This window comes from Thalassococcus profundi (assembly GCF_003344785.1).
In the GTDB taxonomy this organism is placed as follows: Bacteria; Pseudomonadota; Alphaproteobacteria; order Rhodobacterales; family Rhodobacteraceae; genus Puniceibacterium; species Puniceibacterium profundi.
Genome location: NZ_QPMK01000002.1, coordinates 107,481 through 128,282, shown reverse-complemented (window position 1 = coordinate 128,282; position 20,802 = coordinate 107,481). Strand labels below are relative to the sequence as shown.

Annotated in this window: 22 protein-coding genes; 13 read left to right on the top strand and 9 right to left on the bottom strand. The window is 67.2% G+C overall.

Annotated features, from left to right (window positions below; all coding sequences use genetic code 11):
• Nucleotides 1–177: 177 nt before the first annotated feature.
• From leuS to DU478_RS02885, 4 genes are read left to right on the top strand one after another with little or no spacing between them, the layout of a single operon-like run.
• Nucleotides 178–2,754: a leucine--tRNA ligase gene (leuS, locus tag DU478_RS02900; RefSeq protein ID WP_114509431.1), complete on the top strand. Its 2,577-nt coding sequence runs from the start codon at nt 178–180 to the stop codon at nt 2,752–2,754.
• Nucleotides 2,741–3,229 (top strand): LPS assembly lipoprotein LptE, encoded by a 489-nt coding sequence (lptE, locus tag DU478_RS02895; protein WP_114509430.1) that lies wholly within the window; start codon nt 2,741–2,743, stop codon nt 3,227–3,229. The genes leuS and lptE overlap by 14 nt, the downstream gene beginning before the upstream one ends.
• Nucleotides 3,226–4,224: a DNA polymerase III subunit delta gene (locus DU478_RS02890; RefSeq protein WP_114509429.1), complete on the top strand. Its 999-nt coding sequence runs from the start codon at nt 3,226–3,228 to the stop codon at nt 4,222–4,224. The genes lptE and DU478_RS02890 overlap by 4 nt, the downstream gene beginning before the upstream one ends.
• Before the next feature lie 15 nt (nt 4,225–4,239).
• A complete protein-coding gene (locus DU478_RS02885; protein WP_114509428.1) occupies nt 4,240–4,827 on the top strand; it encodes a glutathione S-transferase family protein in 588 nt (195 codons plus the stop codon).
• A 133-nt stretch (nt 4,828–4,960) separates the two neighbouring features.
• Here DU478_RS02885 and DU478_RS02880 read toward each other — a convergent pair whose 3' ends face one another.
• Both DU478_RS02880 and DU478_RS02875 read right to left on the bottom strand, forming a co-directional pair.
• Nucleotides 4,961–6,106, bottom strand: coding sequence for a TIGR03862 family flavoprotein (locus DU478_RS02880; RefSeq protein ID WP_114509708.1), 1,146 nt, complete (start codon nt 6,104–6,106; stop codon nt 4,961–4,963).
• A gap of 57 nt (nt 6,107–6,163) precedes the next feature.
• Nucleotides 6,164–7,510 (bottom strand): mechanosensitive ion channel family protein, encoded by a 1,347-nt coding sequence (locus DU478_RS02875; RefSeq protein ID WP_114509427.1) that lies wholly within the window; start codon nt 7,508–7,510, stop codon nt 6,164–6,166.
• A 64-nt stretch (nt 7,511–7,574) separates the two neighbouring features.
• On the opposite strand from DU478_RS02875, the gene DU478_RS02870 reads away from it, so the two are divergent.
• Nucleotides 7,575–7,874 (top strand): HNH endonuclease, encoded by a 300-nt coding sequence (locus DU478_RS02870; protein ID WP_233501094.1) that lies wholly within the window; start codon nt 7,575–7,577, stop codon nt 7,872–7,874.
• Here the strand turns inward: DU478_RS02870 and mutY are convergent.
• The gene (mutY, locus tag DU478_RS02865; RefSeq protein WP_114509425.1) at nt 7,871–8,914 is read right to left on the bottom strand and encodes an A/G-specific adenine glycosylase; all 1,044 of its coding nucleotides are present in this window, start codon (nt 8,912–8,914) and stop codon (nt 7,871–7,873) included. The two genes, DU478_RS02870 and mutY, sit on opposite strands and share 4 nt — an antisense overlap.
• A 92-nt stretch (nt 8,915–9,006) precedes the next feature.
• Between mutY and DU478_RS02860 the strand changes: the two genes are divergently transcribed.
• Genes DU478_RS02860 through DU478_RS02850 form a run of 3 tightly spaced genes read left to right on the top strand, consistent with a single transcriptional unit; the run spans nt 9,007 to nt 11,339 of the window.
• On the top strand, nt 9,007–9,516 hold the full coding sequence (locus DU478_RS02860) for a DUF721 domain-containing protein (RefSeq protein ID WP_114509424.1): 510 nt from the start codon (nt 9,007–9,009) through the stop codon (nt 9,514–9,516).
• Between the two features lie 39 nt (nt 9,517–9,555).
• Nucleotides 9,556–10,221 (top strand): DsbA family protein, encoded by a 666-nt coding sequence (locus tag DU478_RS02855; protein WP_114509423.1) that lies wholly within the window; start codon nt 9,556–9,558, stop codon nt 10,219–10,221.
• A complete protein-coding gene (locus DU478_RS02850) occupies nt 10,218–11,339 on the top strand; it encodes a CaiB/BaiF CoA transferase family protein (protein ID WP_114509422.1) in 1,122 nt (373 codons plus the stop codon). Before DU478_RS02855 ends, DU478_RS02850 begins: the two co-directional genes overlap by 4 nt.
• 175 nt (nt 11,340–11,514) lie before the next feature.
• Here the strand turns inward: DU478_RS02850 and DU478_RS02845 are convergent, their stop codons facing one another.
• The 4 genes from DU478_RS02845 to mdh form a co-directional block, all read right to left on the bottom strand.
• Entirely contained in the window at nt 11,515–12,645 is a 1,131-nt protein-coding gene (locus tag DU478_RS02845) for a saccharopine dehydrogenase family protein (protein WP_114509421.1), read from the bottom strand.
• Nucleotides 12,642–13,703, bottom strand: a complete 1,062-nt coding sequence (locus tag DU478_RS02840) for a saccharopine dehydrogenase (protein ID WP_114509420.1) — start codon at nt 13,701–13,703, stop codon at nt 12,642–12,644. Before DU478_RS02840 ends, DU478_RS02845 begins: the two co-directional genes overlap by 4 nt.
• Nucleotides 13,704–13,760: 57 nt before the next feature.
• Nucleotides 13,761–14,420: a histidine phosphatase family protein gene (locus DU478_RS02835; RefSeq protein WP_114509419.1), complete on the bottom strand. Its 660-nt coding sequence runs from the start codon at nt 14,418–14,420 to the stop codon at nt 13,761–13,763.
• Nucleotides 14,421–14,550: 130 nt separating this feature from the next.
• The gene (gene mdh / locus DU478_RS02830; RefSeq protein ID WP_114509418.1) at nt 14,551–15,513 is read right to left on the bottom strand and encodes a malate dehydrogenase; all 963 of its coding nucleotides are present in this window, start codon (nt 15,511–15,513) and stop codon (nt 14,551–14,553) included.
• A gap of 158 nt (nt 15,514–15,671) precedes the next feature.
• On the opposite strand from mdh, the gene DU478_RS02825 reads away from it, so the two are divergent.
• Nucleotides 15,672–16,427, top strand: a complete 756-nt coding sequence (locus DU478_RS02825) for a sulfite exporter TauE/SafE family protein (protein WP_114509417.1) — start codon at nt 15,672–15,674, stop codon at nt 16,425–16,427.
• Between the two features lie 96 nt (nt 16,428–16,523).
• On the opposite strand, the gene DU478_RS02820 is transcribed toward DU478_RS02825, so the two are convergent.
• A complete protein-coding gene (locus DU478_RS02820; protein ID WP_114509416.1) occupies nt 16,524–16,832 on the bottom strand; it encodes a hypothetical protein in 309 nt (102 codons plus the stop codon).
• A 245-nt stretch (nt 16,833–17,077) separates the two neighbouring features.
• On the opposite strand from DU478_RS02820, the gene DU478_RS02815 reads away from it, so the two are divergent.
• From DU478_RS02815 to DU478_RS02800, 4 genes are read left to right on the top strand one after another with little or no spacing between them, the layout of a single operon-like run.
• Complete coding sequence (locus DU478_RS02815) at nt 17,078–17,935, top strand: HpcH/HpaI aldolase/citrate lyase family protein (RefSeq protein ID WP_114509415.1); 858 nt, start codon at nt 17,078–17,080, stop codon at nt 17,933–17,935.
• 3 nt (nt 17,936–17,938) lie between these two features.
• Complete coding sequence (locus DU478_RS02810) at nt 17,939–18,484, top strand: NnrU family protein (protein WP_114509414.1); 546 nt, start codon at nt 17,939–17,941, stop codon at nt 18,482–18,484.
• Nucleotides 18,485–18,488: 4 nt separating this feature from the next.
• Nucleotides 18,489–18,692: a DUF1737 domain-containing protein gene (locus DU478_RS02805; RefSeq protein WP_114509413.1), complete on the top strand. Its 204-nt coding sequence runs from the start codon at nt 18,489–18,491 to the stop codon at nt 18,690–18,692.
• Nucleotides 18,693–18,709: 17 nt separating this feature from the next.
• Nucleotides 18,710–19,741: a MaoC family dehydratase gene (locus DU478_RS02800; RefSeq protein ID WP_114509707.1), complete on the top strand. Its 1,032-nt coding sequence runs from the start codon at nt 18,710–18,712 to the stop codon at nt 19,739–19,741.
• A gap of 72 nt (nt 19,742–19,813) precedes the next feature.
• Here the strand turns inward: DU478_RS02800 and DU478_RS02795 are convergent, their stop codons facing one another.
• The gene (locus tag DU478_RS02795) at nt 19,814–20,683 is read right to left on the bottom strand and encodes a branched-chain amino acid aminotransferase (protein ID WP_114509412.1); all 870 of its coding nucleotides are present in this window, start codon (nt 20,681–20,683) and stop codon (nt 19,814–19,816) included.
• Nucleotides 20,684–20,802 lie beyond the last annotated feature (119 nt).

Sequence of the window (20,802 nt, the reverse complement as noted above, 5' to 3'; positions counted from 1 at the left end):
GCGCTGACTTTTTGTGCCTTGTGGCACGGCGGGACGCGGCTCGCCAAGCTTTGCGGCGGGGATCGAGACCGCAGCGCGCCCGGCGGTGGCGGAAATGTCGCCCCTGCATCTGGACGCTGGGCTGCACGCGGCCTATCACACCAGCGCAGAACCGCCCGCCACCCAAAGGACGCCCAAATGTCGCGCTATGATCCCGCATCGATCGAACCCAAATGGCAAAAGGCCTGGGACGACGCCCTGACCTTCAAGGCGGTGCGATCCGAGGACAAGCCGAAGTATTACGTGCTCGAGATGTTTCCCTATCCGTCGGGCCGCATCCACATCGGGCACGTACGCAACTACACGATGGGCGACGTGATCGCACGCTACAAGCTGGCCACCGGCCACAGCGTCCTGCACCCGATGGGCTGGGACGCCTTCGGTCTGCCGGCAGAGAACGCCGCCATGGCGCAGGGCATCCATCCGGGCAAATGGACCTACCAGAACATCTCGGACATGCGCGCGCAGATGAAACCGCTGGGCCTGTCGATCGACTGGAGCCGCGAATTCGCCACCTGCGATCCGGAATATTACGGCCAGCAGCAGGCGCTGTTCCTCGACTTCCTCGAAGAGGGGCTGGTCTATCGTAAGAATGCGGTGGTGAACTGGGACCCGGTCGACATGACGGTGCTGGCCAACGAGCAGGTCGAGAACGGCCGCGGCTGGCGGTCGGGCGCGGTGGTGGAGCGCAAGGAACTCACCCAGTGGTTCTTCAAGATCTCCGACTATTCCGAAGAGTTGCTGGATGCGCTCGACGCGCTCGACGACTGGCCGGCCAAGGTCAAGCTGATGCAGGCCAACTGGATCGGCAAGTCGCGCGGGCTGCAATTCGCCTTTTCCACCATCGACGCGCCCGACGGGTTCGACCGGATCGAGGTTTACACGACCCGGCCCGACACGCTGATGGGCGCGAGTTTCGTTGGCATCTCGCCCGATCATCCGCTGGCCCGGCACCTGGAAAGGGACGACGCGGCGCTCGCGGCCTTCAACGCCGACTGCCGCAAGATGGGCACCTCGGAAGAAGAGATGGAGAAGGCCGAGAAAAAGGGCTACGACACCGGGCTGCGCGTGCGCCATCCCTTTGACACGGCGTGGGAATTGCCGGTCTACGTGGCGAATTTCATTCTCATGGACTACGGCACCGGCGCGATCTTCGGCTGCCCGGCGCACGATGCCCGCGACCTCGAATTCGCGCGCAAGTACGAACTACCCGTGACCTCGGTCTACGCGCCCGCCATGGGCGAGGAAGGCACGTTCATCCTGCCCGAGGACGGCGGACCGGCCTATGTGCCGCCCAAGCCTGAAACGGTGCGCTACATCAACGGCTTTGCCGGCGAGGAGGCGCAGACCGCCGATCAGGCCATCGACGCCGCCATCGCCTTCTGCGAAGCCAATGGCGTGGGGCAGGGTGTCACCAAGTTCCGCCTGCGCGATTGGGGCCTGTCGCGTCAGCGGTTCTGGGGCTGCCCGATCCCGGTGATTCATTGCGACACCTGCGGCGTGGTGCCGGAAAAGAAGGAAAACCTGCCGGTCAAGCTGCCCGACGACGTGACCTTCGACCGGCCCGGCAATCCGCTCGACTGGCATCCGACCTGGCGTGACTGCACCTGCCCGTCCTGCGGGGCAGCGGCCAAGCGCGAGACCGACACGATGGACACCTTCGTCGATTCCTCGTGGTATTTCGCCCGCTTCACCGCGCCCTGGTCCGACACGCCGGTGGACATGACCGAGGCCGAGTACTGGATGAACGTGGACCAGTATATCGGAGGCATCGAACACGCGATCCTGCACCTGCTCTATTCGCGCTTCTTCGCCCGCGCGATGCAGCGCACCGGCAACCTGCCGGGCAAGAGCATCGAACCCTTCGATGCGCTCTTCACGCAAGGCATGGTGACCCATGCGATCTTCCAGACCCGGACCGCCGAGGGCCGCCCGGTCTACCACTACCCCGAGACGGTGGAACTGCGCGACGGCAAGGCGTTCCTCAAGGACGGCGGCGCAGAGGTCGAGGTAATTCCCTCGGCCAAGATGTCGAAATCCAAGAATAACGTCGTCGATCCTGTCGAGATCATCAGCCAGTTCGGCGCCGATACCGCGCGTTGGTTCGTCCTCTCCGACAGCCCGCCCGAACGCGACGTGGAATGGACCGCCGCCGGGGCCGAGGCCGCGGCCAAGCACCTGGGCCGGGTCTGGCGTATCGCGTCCGACATCGCCGGTGCCGAGGACGGGCCGCAAGGGTCGGACGAGGCGCTTTTGCGAGAAATGCACAAGACCATCTTCGACGTGACGCAGGGCATCGAATCCTTCGGCTTCAACGCCTCGATCGCGCGGCTTTACGCCTTTACCAACACGCTGGCGAAATCCGATGCCGGGGCCAAGGCCAAGCGCGAGGCGGCGCGGGTGCTGGCGCAGCTCATGGCGCCGATGACGCCGCATCTGGCAGAAGAGATCTGGGCGCTGCTGGGCGGTCAGGGGCTCATCGCGAACGCGGCCTGGCCGGTCGCGGACGAGGCGATGATGGTGGACGACACGGTGACCCTGCCGATCCAGGTCAACGGCAAGCGCCGTGGCGAGATCGACGTGCCGCGCGACATGGACACTGCCGAGGTTGAAAAGCTGGCGCTGGCGCATCATGCTGTGATCAAGGCGCTGGACGGGGCCCAGCCCAAAAAACTCATCGTCGTTCCCGGACGGATCGTGAATGTCGTCATCTGACCGCCGCCTGTTCCTGCTGTCCGGCCTGGCGCTCGGCGCCTGCGGCTTTGCCCCGGCCTACGGGCCGACGGGCAGCGCCGGACGGCTGCAGGGCCAGGTCATGCTGGCCCCGCCGGAAACGCAGGAAGTCTACATGCTCAACCGCCGGATCGAGGAGCGGCTGGGCCGTGCCGCCGCGGGCCGCTTTGCGCTGTCGGTGGAGGTCACCACCGAACAGGACGGCTTCGGCACGACCTCCGCGGGCAGCACCACGCGGTACCGGCTGACCGGAGAGGCGCGGTACCGCCTGCGCGACACCGTGACCGACACGCTGATCTCCGAACGCCGCGCGGTCGCCTTCACCGGCTATTCCGCCTTCGGATCGAACGTCGCGACCCTGGCGGGGGCGCGCGATGCCGAAGAGCGGCTGATGGTGATTCTGGCCGACCAGATCGTCGACCAGTTGCTGCTGCTGTCGTCAGAGCTGCCCGCATGAAACTCTCGGCGCGCGAGGCGTCGGGCTATTTCGCCAAGCCCGATCCCGACAAGACCGGCCTGCTGATCTACGGCGAGGATGCGATGCGCGTGGCGCTCAAGCGCCAGCAGGTGATCGCCGCCCTGATCGGCCCCGAGGGCGAGGCCGAGATGCGGCTGGCGCGTATCCCTGGCGCCGAACTGCGCAAGGATCCGGCGATGCTGCTCGACGCGGTCAAGGCGCAGGGGTTCTTTCCCGGGCCGCGCGTGGCCTTCGTCGAAGACGCGACCGACGGGTTGGCCAAGACCGTCGGCGCGGCGCTGGACGCCTGGCTGCCGGGCGATGCGCAGATCGTCGTCACCGCGGGTGCGCTCAAGGGCGGCAGCGGGCTGCGAAAGCTGTTCGAAGCGCACCGCAACGCCTATGCCGCGGGCATCTACAACGATCCCCCAAGCCGCGCCGAGATCGAGGCGGACCTCGCCCGCGCCGGCCTGCGCGACGTGGCACGTCCGGGCATGGACGCGCTGACGGCGCTGGCGCGCGAACTCGATCCCGGCGATTTCCGCCAGACGCTCGAGAAGGTGGCGCTCTACAAGCTGGGCGACGAGGCGCCTCTGACCCCGGAAGAGGTGGCGCTTTGCGCGCCGACCTCGACCGAGGCGGAGGTGGACGAGATCCTGACCGTGGTGGCGGATGGCAAATCCGCCGAGATCGGTCCGGTGATGTCGCGCCTGCACGCGCAGGGCACCAATGCGGTGACCCTGGTGATCATGGGCACCCGGCATTTCCGCGCCCTGCACGCCATCGCTGCCGGGGCGGGAAACGTGCGGATGAACTGGAAACAGCGCGATGCGATGATGCGGCAGGCGCAGGTCTGGGGCGTGCACAAGCTGGAAATGGCGCTGGAGATCCTGACCGACACCGACCTGCAGCTGCGCTCTGCCGGGCAGAAGGCGCCTGCGATGGCACTGGTGGAGCGGGCGCTCATCCGGCTGGCGATGCTGCAACGACGGTAACGGGGAGAGAGACGCATGGGCTACACGGTGATCGGCATGGGCAAGAGCCGCGCCTTCCGGGTGTTGTGGCTGCTGGAGGAACTGGGGGCGGATTACACGCACCTGCCGGTGCAGCCGCGGTCCGAGGAGGTCACGCAGCATTCGAAGCTGGGCAAGATCCCGGTACTGCTGGACGGCGAGGCGACGCTGACCGATTCGACCGCGATCCTGACGTACCTCGCGGACAAGCACGGGCGCTTCACCGCCCCCGCCGGCACCGTGCAGCGCGCCCGGCAGGACGGCTGGACCCAACGCATCCTCGACGAGCTCGATGCCCTGCTTTGGACCGCCGCGCGGCACAGCTTCATCCTTCCCGAGGCCGAGCGCGTGCCGGCGGTGAAGGACAGCCTGCGCGCCGAATTCGCCCGCAACCTCGAGCGGATCAGCGCCGAGATGGCGGGGCCGTTCGTCATGGGCGAAGAGATGACCGTGCCGGACATCCTGCTGACCCATTGCGGCGGCTGGGCGCGGATGGCGACCTTTCCCGAGGCACCGGAGCCGTTCCGGGCCTATGCCAGGCGCCTTGCCGCGCGTCCCGCCTACCAGGCCGCCGCAGCCCGCTAGGGAATCGCCCTTCGGGCGATACGACAGACGTCGTCCGATGCGCCTGCGCATCGGCGCAGCAGGATCGCCCGTTGGGCGATACGAGAGACGCTGTCTCTCGTGCTCTCTGGAGGTTTATCGGCAAGATGAAGGATCAGGCCGCCGTTTCGAGGAAGGCGGCGGCGTGTTCGCCGGCCCAGAGCCCGGTGGCGAGGCAGGCGGTCAGCAGGTAGCCGCCGGTGGGGGCTTCCCAGTCCAGCATCTCGCCGCAGCAGAAGGAGCCGGGCCTGTCGCGCAGCATCAGGGTGGCGTCGAGAGCGTCGAGCGCCACGCCGCCGGCGGTCGAGATCGCCTCGTCGAGCGGGCGCAGGCCGGCATGGGGCAGCGGCAGGGACTTGATCACGGCGGCGAGCTCTTGCGGGTCCTGCGGCAGGGGGCGCGCGCATTCGTTCAGCAGCGCGATCTTGGCGGCATCGAGACCGCAGGCGCGGCGCAGGCGGTTCGGCAGGCTTTGTCTTGCCGGTTGCGACGCCAGCTTTCTCGCCAGCTCGCGGGCGGTCCGGTCCGGCGCGAGATCGACTCGCAGCGGCGCGCCCGCGCGCAGGGCCGGCGACAGCGGGTAGAGACCGCCGCCTTCGAGCCCATGCGCCGCGATCACCGCCTCGCCGCGTGACAGCCGCGTGCCGGCGAGGAAGGCCACGTTCTTGAGCGGCGCGCCCAGGTGCGGCGCCATGTGGCTGGACCAGGCGATCGTGATGCCGGTGTTGGCGGGCGCGAACGGGGTGACGGCGATGCCGCCGGCGGCGAAGATGTTGGCCCATTGCCCGTCCGACCCCAGCCGCGCCCAGCTGGCGCCGCCCAGGGCGAAGACCACGGCCCGGGCGCCGACGCGCAGGATCTCTCCGGCGGTCTGGAAGCTGTGGGTGCCGGGGTCCTCCCACCCGGTCCAGCGCCAGTGGGTGCGGCGGTCGAGGCCCAGATCGGCGAGCCGTTCGAGCCAGGCGCGGAGCAGCGGCGAGGCTTTCATCGCCGTCGGGAAAACCCGCCCGGTGGAGCCGGTGAAGGTCGGCTGACCGAGGCCGTTGGCCCAGGCGGCGACGGCCTCGGGCGGGAAGTGTTCGAGGATCGGACGCAGCATCGGCGCCGCCGCGCCATAGGCGTCGAGGAACGGCCCGAAGGCTTCGGCCTTGGTGAGGTTGAGGCCGGATTTTCCGGCCATCAGGAACTTGCGTCCGATCGACGGCTTTGCCTCGCAGAGCATGACGCGGTGCCCGGCCGAGAGCAGGGCGTCGGCGGCCATCAGTCCCGCCGGCCCGCCCCCGATGACAAGCGCATCTGTCCGGATCGCGGCCACCGGTCAGGGCCGCGGCGACGGGTCCGGCGCGGCAGCCGGACCGGTGCGCATTTCGATGACGCGGTGCGGGTAGGGGATGTCGATGCCGTTCTCCTTGAGCGCGTTCCAGATCAGGAACAGCACGTCCGAGGCGTACTTGTTCTTGCCGTCGTCGATGCCGTTTACCCAGAACTCCACCCCGAAGTCGATGCCCGACTCGCCGAATCCGCGCAGCTCCACATCCGGCGGTTCGGGGTCCTGCAACACGCCGGGATGTGTGGCGACGGCGGCGGCGATCAGGTCGGGGATGCGGTTGATGTCGGTGTCGTAGGAGACCGAGAAGTCGACCGAGTAGCGGTTGGCGCTGCCCTGGTCGGAATAGTTGACGATCCGGGTGGTGATGAAATCCTCGTTCGGCACCACGATCCAGCGGCCGTCGAAGGTTTCGAGGATCATCGCCCGGGCGGTGGTCCTGACGATGGTGCCGGCCTGGCCGTTGTCGAGCTCGACGTAGTCGCCCACGGTCGCCTGGCCTTCGAGAAGCAGGATCACGCCGGAGATGTAGTTGGCGACGATGCGTTGCAGCCCGAGCCCGATCCCGACGCCCAGCGCGCCGCCCAGCACGGCGAGCGAGGTCAGCGGGATGCCCATGATGGTCATCAGCATCAGGAAGGCCGCGCCGAAGATCGCGATCTCGGCCGCCTTTGCGGCCAGTTGCCGCGTCGCCGGGCGCATGTCCTGGCGTTCGATGTATTGCGCGCTCTGGTCGTTGGACCAGCGTCCCAGCCAGAAGAGCAGTGTGCCCGCGATGACCCCGCGCAACAGCGCCAGGGCCGAGAAGGAGATCGTGCCGAGGCTGAGGATGACCGCGTCGAGCCGGGCGGTCACGTCGTCGAGGATGCCGAAGGCATAGAGGAGCATCGCCGGCATCAGCACATAGCGGCCCAGCAGCTTGAGGAAGGGATCGCTCACCATGTCACGGACGAAGGCGCGTGCCGCCAGCACCAGGAACAGCCGCTGGCCGAAGGCGATGACCGCGCCCGAACCGAAGAGCTGCCGCGTGATCTGCTCTCCGAGTCCGGTCAGGGCATAGGCCAGAAGCGGCAGGATCAGCGGCAGGAAGATCAGCGCGAACCGCCGGGCCCGGGACAGCGCGCCGGTGCTCGCCGCGGGCGGTGTCAGCCACTGCGCGAGCCACGGCCGCAGCTGCCGGGCGATGAGCCAGGCCAGGATGAAGGCGGCGGCGATCAGCGCGAATTGCGACCAGACGGCGGGCGAGACCAGCCAGCTGCGGGCGGTGTCCCAGCCGATCAGCCCGTAGTCCGCCGCGCGCTGCACGATCTCCGGTTGGGTGGAGAGGTCCCAGTCCATCGGCGCCGCCTTGTCAGTGTCAGTTCGCGGCGCAGATTATGCCCCGGATCAAAAGGGGGCAATGGTGACGGAAAGCGATCCGATCTGCGCGCTGTGCGGGCGTCCGGTGCCGAAGGGCGTCCGGCAAAGCCTGCATCACCTCGTGCCCAAGCTCAAAGGCGGCAAGGGCGGGCCGGTCGTGCTGCTGCACCAGATCTGCCACAACGAGATCCATGCGAGCCTGACCGAGGCGGAGCTTGCGCGCGATTACGACACGCCGGAAAAGCTGCGCGCGCATCCGCGGCTGGCGGCCTTCGTCAAGTGGGTGGCGAAACGTCCGCCGGGGTTTCACAAGCGGAGCGCGGGCGGGCGGCGCAAGCGCTAGGTCCGGGCGAGATTGTAGGCCTTGCGCATGACGGTGGGCAGGGCCTCGGGGTCGAAGGCGTCGGGCTCCAAGAAGGTGCCGCGCAGGGGGGCGCGGTCCATGGGCACCAGCGCGGTCTTGACCGTGAGGCGCAGGTGGAAATGCGTGAAGGTGTGGCGGGCCTCGGCGTCCAGCGTCTTCCATTCGGCGCGAATCGGGGGGTCTTCGACGGGGGCGTCGGACCAGTCCGACCCGGGCCAGCCCAGCATTCCGCCCAGAAGCCCCTTGTCGGGCCGGGTCTCCAGCAGCCAGGCGCCGTCGATGCGCCGCGCGAGATAGACGATGCCAAGGCGCACGGGCTTTTTCTTCTTGGGGCTTTTCTTCGGCAGCTCGGTCGCGGTGCCGTTGACGAAGGCGGCGCAGCTGGGCCGCCAGGGGCAGAGCCCGCAGGCGGGTTTGCGCGGCGTGCAGATCGTGGCGCCGAGGTCCATCACCGCCTGGGCATAATCGCCGGGCCGCTCCTGCGGCGTGAGGCTTCGGGCCATCTCGGTCAGGATGGGCTTCGCGGCAGGCAGGGGCGTGTGTTCGTCGTGAAGCCGCGCCATGACCCGTTCAACGTTGCCGTCGACCACGGTTTCCGGCGCGTCGAAGGCGATGGCGCTGATTGCGGCGGCGGTATAGGGGCCGATGCCTGGCAGGGTGAGCAGGGTGGCATGATCGGCGGGAAAGGTGCCGCCGTGCTCGGACGTGACCACGCGGGCGCATTTCAGCAGGTTGCGGGCGCGGGCGTAGTACCCCAGGCCCGCCCAGGCGGCCATGACCTCGGCATCCTCGGCGGCGGCAAGGTCGGTGACCCGCGGCCAGAGCGTGGTGAACTTGACGAAATAGTCGCGCACCGCTGCCACCGTGGTCTGTTGCAGCATGATCTCGGACAGCCAGATGCGGTAGGGGTCGGGGCGGACGCCCGCGCGCCGTGTCGCCGGCCCCACGCGCCAGGGCATGGCGCGCGCATGGCGGTCGTACCAGTCCAGCAGCGCGCCTGGGTCGGCGGGTTCACGCAAGTCTCAACCTCCTGTGATGGCGCCCGCGCTCTTGGGGCTGGCGAGGGCGGCCCTCGCCCCTTAGAATAGGAAGCCAGAGAGGGATTCAAGCCATGGCCAGACGATCCGGCACATCAAAGGGTTTCGCCCGTACCGCGACGCTCCTGCAGGGGCAGATACGGCGCGCCAGCGAAAGCCGCGGCTTTGCGCAGTCCCGGGTGCTGACCCATTGGCCCGAGATTGCCGGAGAGGATGTTGCCGCGATCAGCCGCCCGGTGGACATCGGCTTTGGCAAGGGCGGGCTGGGGGCGACGCTGACGCTGCTCACCACCGGCGCGCAGGCACCGATGCTCGAGATGCAGAAAGAGCAGATCCGCGCCCGCGTGAACGCGGTCTACGGCTACAATGCCATCGCGCGCATCCGCATCACCCAGACCGCCGCCACCGGCTTTGCCGAAGGGCAGGCCGATTTTCAGCACCGGCCGCGCCCGCGCGCCGACGCGGCCGCCGCGCCCGAGGTTGTCGCCCGCGCGCGCGCCTCGACCGAAACGGTCGGTGACGACGCCCTGCGCGCGGCGCTTGAACGTCTGGCCGCGAACGTCATATCCAGATCCAAAGGCTGAGGCATCCGCCCCGGCCCCACCGACGAAAGAGGACTTTCCATGACCCGTACCCTTGCCGCCGCCGCCCTGGCATTCGCTCTGATGGCCGGAGGCGGCCTCTGGCTGTCTCAAAGCACCGGCACCGCCCCGGCGGAACTGCCCACGGGCGCCGCCAATGCCCAGGCCGCCGAGGTCGACACCAGCACGATCCAGGAAATGGTGCTGGGCAACGAGGAGGCCGAGGTCGAGGTGATCGAATACGCCTCCTTCACCTGCCCGCATTGCGCGACGTTCCATCAGAACGTCTATGGCGACCTCAAGGCCAACTACATCGACACCGACAAGATCAAGTTCACCTACCGCGAGGTCTATTTCGACAAGTACGGCATGTGGGCGTCGATGATCGCGCGCTGCGAGCCGTCGAAGTTCTTCGGCATCGCGGACCTGATCTACAAGGGCCAGTCGGACTGGGTCCGGGCCGGCGCAGACGGCGCCATCGCTGACGAGCTGCGCAAGATCGGCCTGATCGCGGGGATCGACAACGACAAGCTGGAGTCCTGTCTGACCGACGGCGACAAGCTGCGCACGCTGGTGGCCTGGTACCAGGAAAACGCCACCGCCGATGACGTCCAGTCGACCCCGACCTTCATCATCGACGGGCAGAAGTACTCCAACATGAACTATGCCGATTTCTCGGCCATCCTGGACGAAAAGCTCGGCGAATGACCTCTGCCCCACGCGGGCCGCTCGCCGGCCTCAAGGTCATCGAGCTGGCCCGTATCCTGGCCGGTCCCTGGGCCGGCCAGACGCTTTCCGATCTGGGCGCCGAGGTCATCAAGGTCGAAGCGCCGCAGGGCGACGACACGCGGCGCTGGGGGCCGCCCTTCATCGAGCGTGAAGATGACCGGACGGCGGCCTATTTCCACTCCTGCAATCGGGGCAAATCCTCGGTGGTGGTGGACCTCGCAAGCGACGAGGGCCAGGAACGGATGCGCGAACTCATCGCCGACGCCGATATCCTGATCGAGAATTTCAAGGTCGGGGGCCTGCGGAAATACGGCATGGATTACGACAGCCTGTCGGCGCTCAATCCCGCTCTGATCTACTGCTCGATCACCGGCTTCGGGCAGGACGGGCCGTACGCGCACCGGGCGGGCTACGACTACATCATCCAGGGCATGTCGGGGCTGATGTCGATCACTGGCGATCCCGACGGTCAGCCGCAGCGCGCGGGCGTGGCGGTCACCGACCTCTTCACCGGGGTCTATTCGGTGGCGGCGATCCTCGCCGCAGTGCACCAGCGCCATGCCACCGGGCGGGGCCAGCACATCGACATGGCGCTGCTCGACTGCGCGGTGTCGGTGACGGCGAACCAGGCGATGAACTACCTCGCCACCGGCACGCCGCCGGGACGGACGGGCAACTACCACCCGAACCTCACGCCCTATCAGGTCTTCGATTGCGCCGACGGGTTCATCATCATCGCCACCGGCAACGATGCGCAGTACCGGCGCCTCTGCCGACTGCTGGGTCTCGAGGAGATGGCCGAGCACCCGGATTTTCTGACCAACGCAGACCGCATCGCCAACCGGTCCGAGATGACCGCGCGCCTGACCGCGGCGACACTCACCCGGACCAAGGCCGACCTGCTGGCCGCGTGCGAGGCCGAAGGCGTGCCCGCCGGGCCGATCAACGACATGGCCGAGGTCATGGCCGATCCGCAGGTGCAGGCGCGCGGGATGCGGATCGCCCCGGGCGACGTGCCCGGCCTGCGCGCGCCCTTCCGGTTTTCCGATGCCGAACTGGTCCTGGACAGGCCGTCGCCCAAGCTCGGTGAGGGTTAGGCGGGGGCTGCAAGCGCCGGAGCCTCCGGCGGGAGTTTATTGGCAAGATGAAGACGGGCGCGCAACGCGGTCCCTTCATCTTGCCCCTAAATCTCCGGGGGTTTGGGGGCTGGCCCCCAATCCGGCGCTCGGTATCAGGACTGCCGCCCGCATTGAAAGCGCGGCAGCGGTGCATTCATGCCAGATGATCCACAACCATCAGCGTCTGCGCCAGCGTCTCCACCCGGCCCAGCCACTCCGACACCAGCTTGGGATCGGAGGGCGCAGCCGAGACGCCAGGCGGGATCTGCCGTAGCATCACCGCGTCCACCGCCCAGGACACCGGGTGCGACACCAGCCGCGCCATCGCCGTGCCGCGGGCATCGCCATGGGCGTCCATCACATAGGTCCGGTGCCAGGCCGGTCGGCCCTCGGCCTCGGCCAGGAGCGACACGCACATGACCACGCGGTCCGGTTCTTCCTCTTCATAGGCGTTCTCCGCCAGCAGCCGCTGCGCCAGGGCGTTCAGCGCCGCGTCGTCCGCCGTCTCGACCGCGTCGAAGATCGGCGCCCAGGCCTCCGACCAGCCGTTGAGCCGCAGCGTCCCGCGCACGAAGGTCTTCACCTTCCATGTCGGGTCGAAGTGGTACTGCTCGATGAAGGGCAGGCTGTCGCGGTTCGGATAGACCTCGAAGCTTTCCGGCACCGGCAGCGGCGCATCGTAGCGGCTGAGCGCGTCCCAGGGGCGCGCCACCTCGAGCTCTGAAAAGGCACGGATCGACCGCGACGGGGAGCGCAGCGCCTTCAGCACGCCGACCGGTGCCCAGCTGAATTTGTAGCGAAAGGCGTTGGGATGTTTCGGCACACCGCCGCAGTAGGAGGTGAAGCTGAGCGCATTGGCGGGATCGTAGGCGGCGCTGCTGCGGTAGGCGGCCACCAGGTGATGCGCCATCAGGTGGTCGATGCCCGGGTCGAGCCCGACCTCGTTGACAAGGCACACTCCCTTGATCTGCGCGCGGGCGTGCAGCGAACGCATGTCCGGCGCGATGTAGGAGGAACTGACGAAATGCGCGCTGCGGTCGATGGCCATTTCGGCCAGCGGCACGTGAAAGTCCGCAGGCAGCATCGACACGACCACGTCGCCCGGTTGCACCTCGGCGCGCAGCGCCGCCATCTCGAATTCGTGCAGGCGCTGGGTCAGGTCGCCGACCGCGTCCTCGGCCTTGTCGAGCGTGCGGTTCCAGACCGTCACCTCGTGCCCGTCCGAGATCAGCCGCCGCAGGCCGGGAATGGCCGAAAGGCCCGTGCCGCACCAGTGAATCGTCATTGCGCCCCCTCTTTCACATGCGTTTCGAAGACGGCGAAGGCCCGTCCCCAGGCGCCGCTGTCGAGATCGCCGAGCGTCATCAGCGTCGGCAGAAGCTGTTCGGCGAAATCCTCGGAGCTTTCGACCGGCAGCAGCGACGGAAGGTTGTCGATGGCCGTCACATCGAGCACCGGGTCGTCGTGGACGCGCAGGGCCGGTTCGTCCCAACTGGTGGTCCGGTCGTAGACCTTGATCGGGGAAAAGTCGCTGTCGGGATCGCAGGCGATGTCGCCGATCACCCGCAGCGTCCGCGGATCGGTGCAGGCCGAGGCTGGCACGAAGACCGGTGTGCCGGGCTGCGCGAGGATGCAGTTTAGGAAGATCTCGTGCTCCAACACTTCGGGGAACGGCCCGCCATGGGCGGTTTCGGCCATGTCCCATTGCGTGACCCCGAGACCCAGCGCGGTGCAAAGGTCGGTGGCGCCGCTGCCGACGCGGCCCTTTGCGCCGATCACCAGCGCGCGGGGGCGGCGTGCGCCGTCCCGGACAAGCTGGCCCTGCAGGTCGTCGAGAAGGCTCTTGGCGTCGTGGTAGGTGCTGACCGGGCCGCAGATGCCGCCCTCCTGCTGGGCCAGCCAGCATTGCAGCGCCACCGCCCCGCCGGCATAGCCCGCCCAATAGCCGAAGGCGGCGATGCGGCGGCCGTTGGCCGAGGTGAGATATTCCAGATCGTAGAGCGTGCCGCCGCCGGCGCGGAACCGCTTCAGCAGGCGCTGGCCTGCAGGCTGGCCCTTGAAGGCATGGCCGAACATGATGTGCTTGTGCTTCAGCGGCGTGCCGTCATCCGGCAGTTCCTTGAGGCCGAAGATCAGCGCATCCTCCGGCGCGCCTGGCCAGCTGTTTTCCGGGGCGATCACCGCCCCGGCGGCGCGGTAGCCGCTGAGGGGGATGGCCCGTTGACTGCTGGATTCGACGGTGACGTCGATGCCCTTGGCCAAAAGCGCCGCCACCCCGTCCGGGGTCAGGCCCACGCGTTCCTCGTTCGGGCGCTGTTCCGCGCGCACCCACAGATGTGTCATGAAGTCCCCCGCATTTCGCCTAAAGCTATCCCAGCCGGCCCACGGGGAAAAGAGGTATCAAAGGTGAGTCCAGGCATGCTGGCGGTCGCGCCGGTCCAGGTGCGGCGTCGCGTTGAACTGGGTCAGGGCAAGGCCCGTCGCCAGCGGCTGGAACCGGTGCAGCGACGCGTTGCGGATGGCAAGGCAGGCATGCGCCAGCGCCGGGATGTCCAGCGCCATCGTCACCCGCATCGCCATGCCGATCACGCCGCCCGAGGTCACCACCAGCGCCCGGCCGGTTCCGGCGGCGATCTCGTGCAGCGCATCGCTGACCCGCGTTTCGAACTGGTCGAAGCTCTCGGGCGCGCCCTCGATCGCGCCATCGCGCCAGAGGCGGTAGAGCGTCGGCAGGTGATGCACGAAGCTTTCGCGGTCGGTCGGAACCGGGATGCCGTGCTGATCGGCCATCAGCGCCGCCATCGTGAAATATTCCAGCTCGTTGAGGCGAGGATCCAGCACCGTTTCCCGGTCGCAGGGCGCCGCGATGCCGGCGGCGGTCTCGACATGGCGGCGCAGGGTGCCGCTGTAGACGCGGACAAAGACGTCGCCGGTGTCGCGCAGGTAGTCGCCCAGCCAGCGCGCCTGGTCATGCCCCAGCGGACTCAGCCGGTCATAGCCGCCCTCGTCGCGGGCGCTGGAATTGGCCTGTCCATGGCGGACAAGGGTGACGTGGGACATGGGCAGCCTCTCCTTCGGCCTGCCTCTTAGGCAAGGCGATCGCGTAAGGAAAGAGAGAGGACAGACAAGGCGACCGTTGGCCCGGCGCCGGGGCGTCTGGCCGGGGCGGCGTCCGCCCCGGCGAAGGGTGTCAGGCCAGCGACTCGTCGATGCCCTTGCAGGCTTCGACCAGGCCTTTGACGGCGTTGACCGAGTTGTCGAACATCGCCTGTTCGTCCTTGGTCATCTTGATGTCGACGATGCGTTCGATGCCGCCGGCGCCGATGATCGTCGGCACGCCGACGTAGAAGCCCTTGAGGCCGAATTCGCCGTCGCACCAGGCGGCGCAAGGCAGCAGGCGCTTCTGGTCCTTGAGATAGGCTTCGGCCATCTCGATGGCGCTGGTCGCGGGGGCGTAGAAGGCCGAACCGGTCTTCAGCAGGCCGACGATCTCGGCGCCGCCGTCGCGGGTGCGCTGCACGATGGCATCGAGCTTGTCCTGCGTGGTCCAGCCCATCTTGACCAGGTCGGGCAGGGGGATGCCGGCCACGGTGGAGTAGCGGGTGAGCGGCACCATCGTGTCGCCGTGACCGCCGAGGACAAAGGCGGTGACATCCTTCATCGACACGTTGAACTCGAGGCTCAGGAAATGACGGAAGCGGGCCGAATCGAGCACGCCGGCCATGCCGCAGACCTTGGCATGGGGCAGGCCCGAGAATTCGCGCAGCGCCCAGACCATCGCGTCGAGCGGATTGGTGATGCAGATCACGAAGGCGTCCGGCGCGTTGGCGGCGATGCCTTCGCCCACGGCCTTCATGACCTTGAGGTTGATGCCCAGCAGGTCGTCGCGGCTCATGCCCGGCTTGCGCGGCACGCCGGCGGTAACGATGCAGACGTCCGCACCCGCGATATCGGCATAGTCGTTGGCGCCCTTGAGCGCGGCGTCGAAGCCCTCGGACGGGCCGGATTCGGCGATGTCGAGCGCCTTGCCCTGCGGCGTGCCCTCGGCGATGTCGAACAGGACGATGTCGCCCAGTTCCTTGATCGCTGCCAGGTGGGCAAGCGTACCGCCGATCTGTCCGGCGCCGATAAGGGCGATCTTGGGTCTGGCCATGGATGCTGTCTCCGCTCCGTTGCAAATTTTCGGCATGGCTAGTGCTTTGCGCCGCGCCGCGCAAGTCCGCCGCAGCGCGGCGTCCGCGCGCCGCGGGGGTGTCATCGCGGAACTGTTCGCGCTAAAGCAAGAAAATTGAGGGCTTTAGGGGGTCGGGCGTGGAGCTTCTGGATTGGACGATTCTCGCCGTGGCGGCGCCTGCGGTGGTGTTTGCGGGCATATCCAAGGGCGGTTTCGGGTCCGGCGCGGCCTTTGCCAGCGCCTCGATTCTGGCGCTGGTGGTGGAACCGGGGGTGGCCCTGGGGATCATGCTGCCGCTTCTGATGCTGATCGACGCGGCGAGCCTGAAAGTCTACTGGGGCAAGTGGAGCTGGCCGGATGCGAAGCTGCTGATGCTGGGCGGCGTGCCGGGCACGGTGCTGGGCGCGGTGTTCTACGCGCAGGCGGACCCGGACGTGATCCGCTTCCTGATCGGGGCGATCTCGGTGCTGTTCGTGGCCTGGCAACTGGCGCAGAGCACCGGCCTGATCGGCCTTGCGCAGCGCCGGTTCGGTGCCAAAACGGGGTTCGTCACCGGGCTGGTGCTGGGCTTCACCAGCTTCGTCAGCCATGCGGGCGGGCCTGCCGCGGCGGTTTATCTGTTGGGTCAGAAGCTGGACAAGACCACCTACCAGGCAACGACCGTCGTGGTGTTCTGGGCGATGAACGTTCTCAAGGCCGGCTTCTACGCGGCCATGGGCATCTTTACCTGGCAGACGCTGGGACTGGACCTGGTGCTGGCGCCCTTTGCGGTTTTCGGCACCTGGCTCGGCATCCGCGCCCACCGGATCGTGCCCGAGCGGGTGTTCTTCGGGCTCACTTACGTTTTGCTGACGGTCACCGGTGCGAAGTTGATTTTCGATGCGCTGACCTGAGCCGGGGATCGCCCGGGTGGGACCCGGGCGATACGAGAGACCAGTCTCTCGTGCTCTCTGAGGGTTATTGTGAACCGAAGAAGGGGAAAATGTCGTTCAGGCGTCTTCGCCCGGTGGCGGCAGCGCCTCGGCCATGGTTTCGAAGGCCTGGCCGCTGGCGACGAGGCAGGTCAGCCCCTCTGTCGTGGTGACGGTGATCGTCCAGGTGCCGCTTTCGGTGGAAGCGAAGACCTCGATCACCGCGTTGTTGGCGCCTAGGCCGATGCTTTGCCGGGTTTCGCCGTACGTGCTGGCCAGCCGTTCGACGACGCGCTCGCGCGGGGCGCATTGCGCGGTGGCGGCCAGCGCGGGAGGCGCCGTGGCGGGGATCGCCAGCAGGCTGGCCAGAAGGAGAAAACGGGTCATGTCGGTCCCTTTCGTCGGGGGGCGCGGCCGGGCCGCGGCAACGGGTCCTCTTGAATGCGGCGCAGGGTCCGCCTGCCTGTTTCAGGTCTGCTGAAACTCTGCGCGCCTGCTCCTTCAGAAAGGGTTAACGGTCCGGACGCGGCGGAAATCCGGCGGATTTTGCTGCGCTGCGGCACGTTCGGGGTTGAAATGTATGCCAATGTATGCGCATCGTCCGCGCAAGATTGTTTCCCAAGGAGACTCGGATGACCCTCAACACCCGCCCCTTCCGTTCGGTTCTGTATCTTCCCGCCTCCAAGGAGCGCGCGCTCGACAAGGCGCGCACGCTGCCGGTGGATGCGATCATCTTCGACCTCGAAGATGCGGTGGCGCCCGAGGAAAAGGTGCGCGCGCGCGAGACGCTGTCGGCGGCATTGGCGACGGGCGGCTACGGCCACCGGGCGCGGATCGTTCGGATCAACGGGTTCGACACCGAATTCGGCGCCGAGGATGCCAAGGCGGTCGCGCAGATGGAGTGCGACGCGGTTCTGCTGCCCAAGGTCGGCCATCCCGAGCAGATCGACGCGCTGGCCGAGATCACCGGCGACCTGCCGGTCTGGGCGATGATGGAAACGCCGCGCGGCATGCTGAACGCCGCGCAGATCGCCGCGCATCCGAAGCTTGCCGGCATGGTGATGGGCACCAACGACCTGGCGCGCGAACTCAACGCGCGGGCCCGGGCCGACCGCTTGGCGATGATGCCGGGCCTGGGGCTCTGCCTGCTCGCCGCCAAGGCGGAAGGCAAGATTGTCATCGACGGGGTCTACAACGCCTTCAAGGACGAGGACGGGCTGCGCGCCGAATGCAAGCAGGGTCGCGACATGGGGTTCGACGGCAAGTCGCTGATCCATCCGGCACAGATCGATGTGGCGAATTACGAATTCGCGCCGAGCCAGATGGAAATCGCCCTGGCGCGGCGGCAGATCGCCGCCTTCAACCACGCCCAGAGCGAGGGCCGCGGCATCGCGGTGGTCGACGGGCAGATCGTCGAGAATCTACACGTTGTCACCGCACAGGGTCTTCTGGCAAAAGCACAGGCAATCGAGAAGATTGCAGCGGAGTAACTCATGGCCCTTCTGATCCTCGGCATCGCCCTCTGGGTGGCCGCCCACCTGTTCAAGCGTCTTGCGCCCGAGGCGCGGGCGAACATGGGCAATGCCGGAAAGGGGATCGCCGCGGCGGGCATCCTCGCCGGTCTCGTGCTGATGATCCTGGGCTACCGCGGCGCCGAGTTCATCCCGGTCTGGAGCCCGCCCGCGTTCCTCACGCATGTCAACAACCTGCTGATGCTGGGGGCGGTATTCCTTTACGGGATGTCGGCCACCACGGGACGGCTGCGCGGCAAGATGCGGCATCCGCAGCTGACGGCGGTCAAGGTCTGGGCGGTGGCGCACCTGCTGGTCAACGGCGATCTGGCGTCGATCGTGCTCTTCGGGTCGATGCTGGCCTGGGCGGTGGTCGAGGTGATCGTCATCAACCGGTCCGAGACCTGGGACCGGCCCAAGCCCGGCCCCGCCAAGAAGGACCTCGTGCTGGTGATCATCACGCTGGTGATGTTCGTCGTCATCACCGCCATCCACAGCTGGCTCGGCGTCAATCCGTTCGGAGGATAAGCGCATGAAACTGTACCGCTTCCTGACCGAGGACGACACCTCGGCCTTCTGTCACAAGGTCAGCGCCGCGCTCGACAAGGGCTGGGAGCTTTACGGCCCGCCCACCTATGCCTTCGACGCGGCCAACGGGGTGATGCGTTGCGGCCAGGCGGTGACCAAGGAGGTGCCGGGAGACTATTCGCCCGACCTCAAGCTGGGCGCGCAATGATGAAGGATCAGGCGACCGTGTCGAAGACGAATGCAGGCTTCTTTTTCGAGGACTACCACATCGGCCAGGTGATCCGGCACGCGGTGCCGCGTACCGTCGGATCGGGCGAGCGGGCGCTTTATCATGCGCTCTACCCGGCGCGTCATGCGCTTTATTCCTCGGACGCCTTTGCGCAGGGCTGCGGGCTGGCGGCCTCGCCGCTGGATGATCTTGCCGCCTTCCACGTCGTCTTTGGCAAGACCGTGCCGGACGTGTCGCTGAACGCCCGGGCCAACCTGGGCTATGCCGAGGGGCGTTGGGTGATGCCGGTCTGGCCGGGGGATACTTTGCGGTCGGAATCCGAGGTCATCGGGCTCAAGCAGAACTCCAATGGAAAGACCGGGGTGGTCTGGGTGCGGTCGCGCGGGATCAACCAACACGACGAGGTGGTGATCGAGTACGTGCGCTGGGTCATGGTGAAGAAACGGGACGAGGCTGCGCCGGCGCCTGAAACGGTGGTGCCCGACCTGAAACCGGTGCTTGATGTGTCGGATCTGGCGATTCCCGAGGGCCTCAACTTCTCGGGCTACGATTTCGGACTGGCCGGAGAGCCGCACCGCTGGGGCGATTACCAGTTGGGCGAGACCATCGACCATGTGGACGGCGTGACCATAGAGGAAGCCGAGCACATGATGGCGACGCGGCTCTGGCAGAACACGTCCAAGACGCATTTCGACGGCACCATGCGCGACGACGGTGCGCGGCTGATCTACGGCGGGCACGTGATTTCCATGGCGCGGACGCTGTCGTTCAACGGGCTGGCCAATGCGCAGATGATCGCCGGCCTGAACGGCGGGGCGCATGCGAACCCGTGTTTCGCCGGTGATACCGTGCGCGCCTGGTCCGAGGTGCTGGACAAGGCCGAGACCGGCGCGCCGGGCGTCGGCGCGATCCGGCTGCGGCTGGTGGCCACCAAGGGCGGTGCGCCCTTCACCCTGCGCGGCGAGGACGGCAAGTACCTGCCGCATGTGCTGCTGGATCTGGATTACTGGGCTTTGATGCCGATGTGATTGGCCGAGCCGGTCGTCGGCTCGGAACGGATACGGGCCTCGTCGCAGCACCCTGCGCGAGGCCCGCCGTTCTTAGCTGCGCACCATCTTCTCGTAGCTTTCCGAGATGTCGCGGGTGATCGCGCCGACCTCGAAGTTGTAATCGCCGATCTGGCCCACGGGTGTGACTTCTGCGGCGGTGCCGGTCAGCCAGCACTGTTCGAACCCTTCCATCTCTTCGGGCATGATGTGACGTTCGTGCACCTTGATCTGTTTGTCCTCCAGCATCCCGATCACCGTCTGGCGGGTGAGGCCGTTGAGGAAGCAGTCGGGCAGGGGCGTGTGCACCTCGCCGTCCTTGACGAAGAAGATGTTGGCGCCGGTCGCCTCGGCCACGTAGCCGCGGTAGTCCATGAAAAGCGCGTCCGAACAGCCCTTTGCCTCGGCCGCGTGTTTCGACGTGGTGCAGATCATGTAGAGGCCCGCGGCCTTGGCATGCACCGGGATCGTCTCGGGCGAGGGGCGTTTCCACTTGGAGATGTCGAGCTTTGCGCCCTTGAGCTTGGCGTCGCCGTAGTAGTTGCCCCAGCCCCAGACCGCGATGGCAAGGTGCACCGGATTGCGGGCCGAACTGACGCCCATGTCCTCGCCGGCACCGCGCCAGGCCACCGCCCGCACATAGGCGTCGGTCAGGTCGTTGGCGGCCAGCACCTCGGCCTTGGCGGCTTCGATCTGGTCGACCGTGTAGGGGATCTCGAAATCGAGGCAGGAGGCGGAGTAATGCAGCCGCTCCGAATGTTTGCGCGACAGGAAGATCTTGCCGTTGTAGCAGCGTTCGCCCTCGAAGACGGAACTGGCATAATGCATGGCATGGGTCAGGATATGGACATTCGCCGCGCGCCAGTCCACCAGCTTCCCGTCCATCCAGATTGTGCCGTCGCGGTCGTCATAAGCCCCTGCCATCGTCGTCTCCCTTGGCTGGGATTTGCATTTGTTGCGCAAATCAGGTCCGCATCGGACACAAAATTGCGTCAAAACTGAGAATCGCTACCAGTTCAGGCTTGGAATGTCAACAAGACTGA

What these genes read in the sequence shown, in the direction of transcription:
- leuS (WP_114509431.1), top strand. Translation starts at nt 178, where the DNA reads ATGTCGCGCTATGATCCCGCATCGATCGAACCCAAATGGCAAAAGGCC.
- lptE (WP_114509430.1), top strand. Translation starts at nt 2,741, where the DNA reads ATGTCGTCATCTGACCGCCGCCTGTTCCTGCTGTCCGGCCTGGCGCTC.
- DU478_RS02890 (WP_114509429.1), top strand. Translation starts at nt 3,226, where the DNA reads ATGAAACTCTCGGCGCGCGAGGCGTCGGGCTATTTCGCCAAGCCCGAT.
- DU478_RS02885 (WP_114509428.1), top strand. Translation starts at nt 4,240, where the DNA reads ATGGGCTACACGGTGATCGGCATGGGCAAGAGCCGCGCCTTCCGGGTG.
- DU478_RS02880 (WP_114509708.1), bottom strand. Translation starts at nt 6,106, where the DNA reads ATGGCCGCCGACGCCCTGCTCTCGGCCGGGCACCGCGTCATGCTCTGC.
- DU478_RS02875 (WP_114509427.1), bottom strand. Translation starts at nt 7,510, where the DNA reads ATGGACTGGGACCTCTCCACCCAACCGGAGATCGTGCAGCGCGCGGCG.
- DU478_RS02860 (WP_114509424.1), top strand. Translation starts at nt 9,007, where the DNA reads ATGGCCAGACGATCCGGCACATCAAAGGGTTTCGCCCGTACCGCGACG.
- DU478_RS02855 (WP_114509423.1), top strand. Translation starts at nt 9,556, where the DNA reads ATGACCCGTACCCTTGCCGCCGCCGCCCTGGCATTCGCTCTGATGGCC.
- DU478_RS02850 (WP_114509422.1), top strand. Translation starts at nt 10,218, where the DNA reads ATGACCTCTGCCCCACGCGGGCCGCTCGCCGGCCTCAAGGTCATCGAG.
- DU478_RS02845 (WP_114509421.1), bottom strand. Translation starts at nt 12,645, where the DNA reads ATGACGATTCACTGGTGCGGCACGGGCCTTTCGGCCATTCCCGGCCTG.
- DU478_RS02840 (WP_114509420.1), bottom strand. Translation starts at nt 13,703, where the DNA reads ATGACACATCTGTGGGTGCGCGCGGAACAGCGCCCGAACGAGGAACGC.
- DU478_RS02835 (WP_114509419.1), bottom strand. Translation starts at nt 14,420, where the DNA reads ATGTCCCACGTCACCCTTGTCCGCCATGGACAGGCCAATTCCAGCGCC.
- mdh (WP_114509418.1), bottom strand. Translation starts at nt 15,513, where the DNA reads ATGGCCAGACCCAAGATCGCCCTTATCGGCGCCGGACAGATCGGCGGT.
- DU478_RS02820 (WP_114509416.1), bottom strand. Translation starts at nt 16,832, where the DNA reads ATGACCCGTTTTCTCCTTCTGGCCAGCCTGCTGGCGATCCCCGCCACG.
- DU478_RS02815 (WP_114509415.1), top strand. Translation starts at nt 17,078, where the DNA reads ATGACCCTCAACACCCGCCCCTTCCGTTCGGTTCTGTATCTTCCCGCC.
- DU478_RS02810 (WP_114509414.1), top strand. Translation starts at nt 17,939, where the DNA reads ATGGCCCTTCTGATCCTCGGCATCGCCCTCTGGGTGGCCGCCCACCTG.
- DU478_RS02805 (WP_114509413.1), top strand. Translation starts at nt 18,489, where the DNA reads ATGAAACTGTACCGCTTCCTGACCGAGGACGACACCTCGGCCTTCTGT.
- DU478_RS02795 (WP_114509412.1), bottom strand. Translation starts at nt 20,683, where the DNA reads ATGGCAGGGGCTTATGACGACCGCGACGGCACAATCTGGATGGACGGG.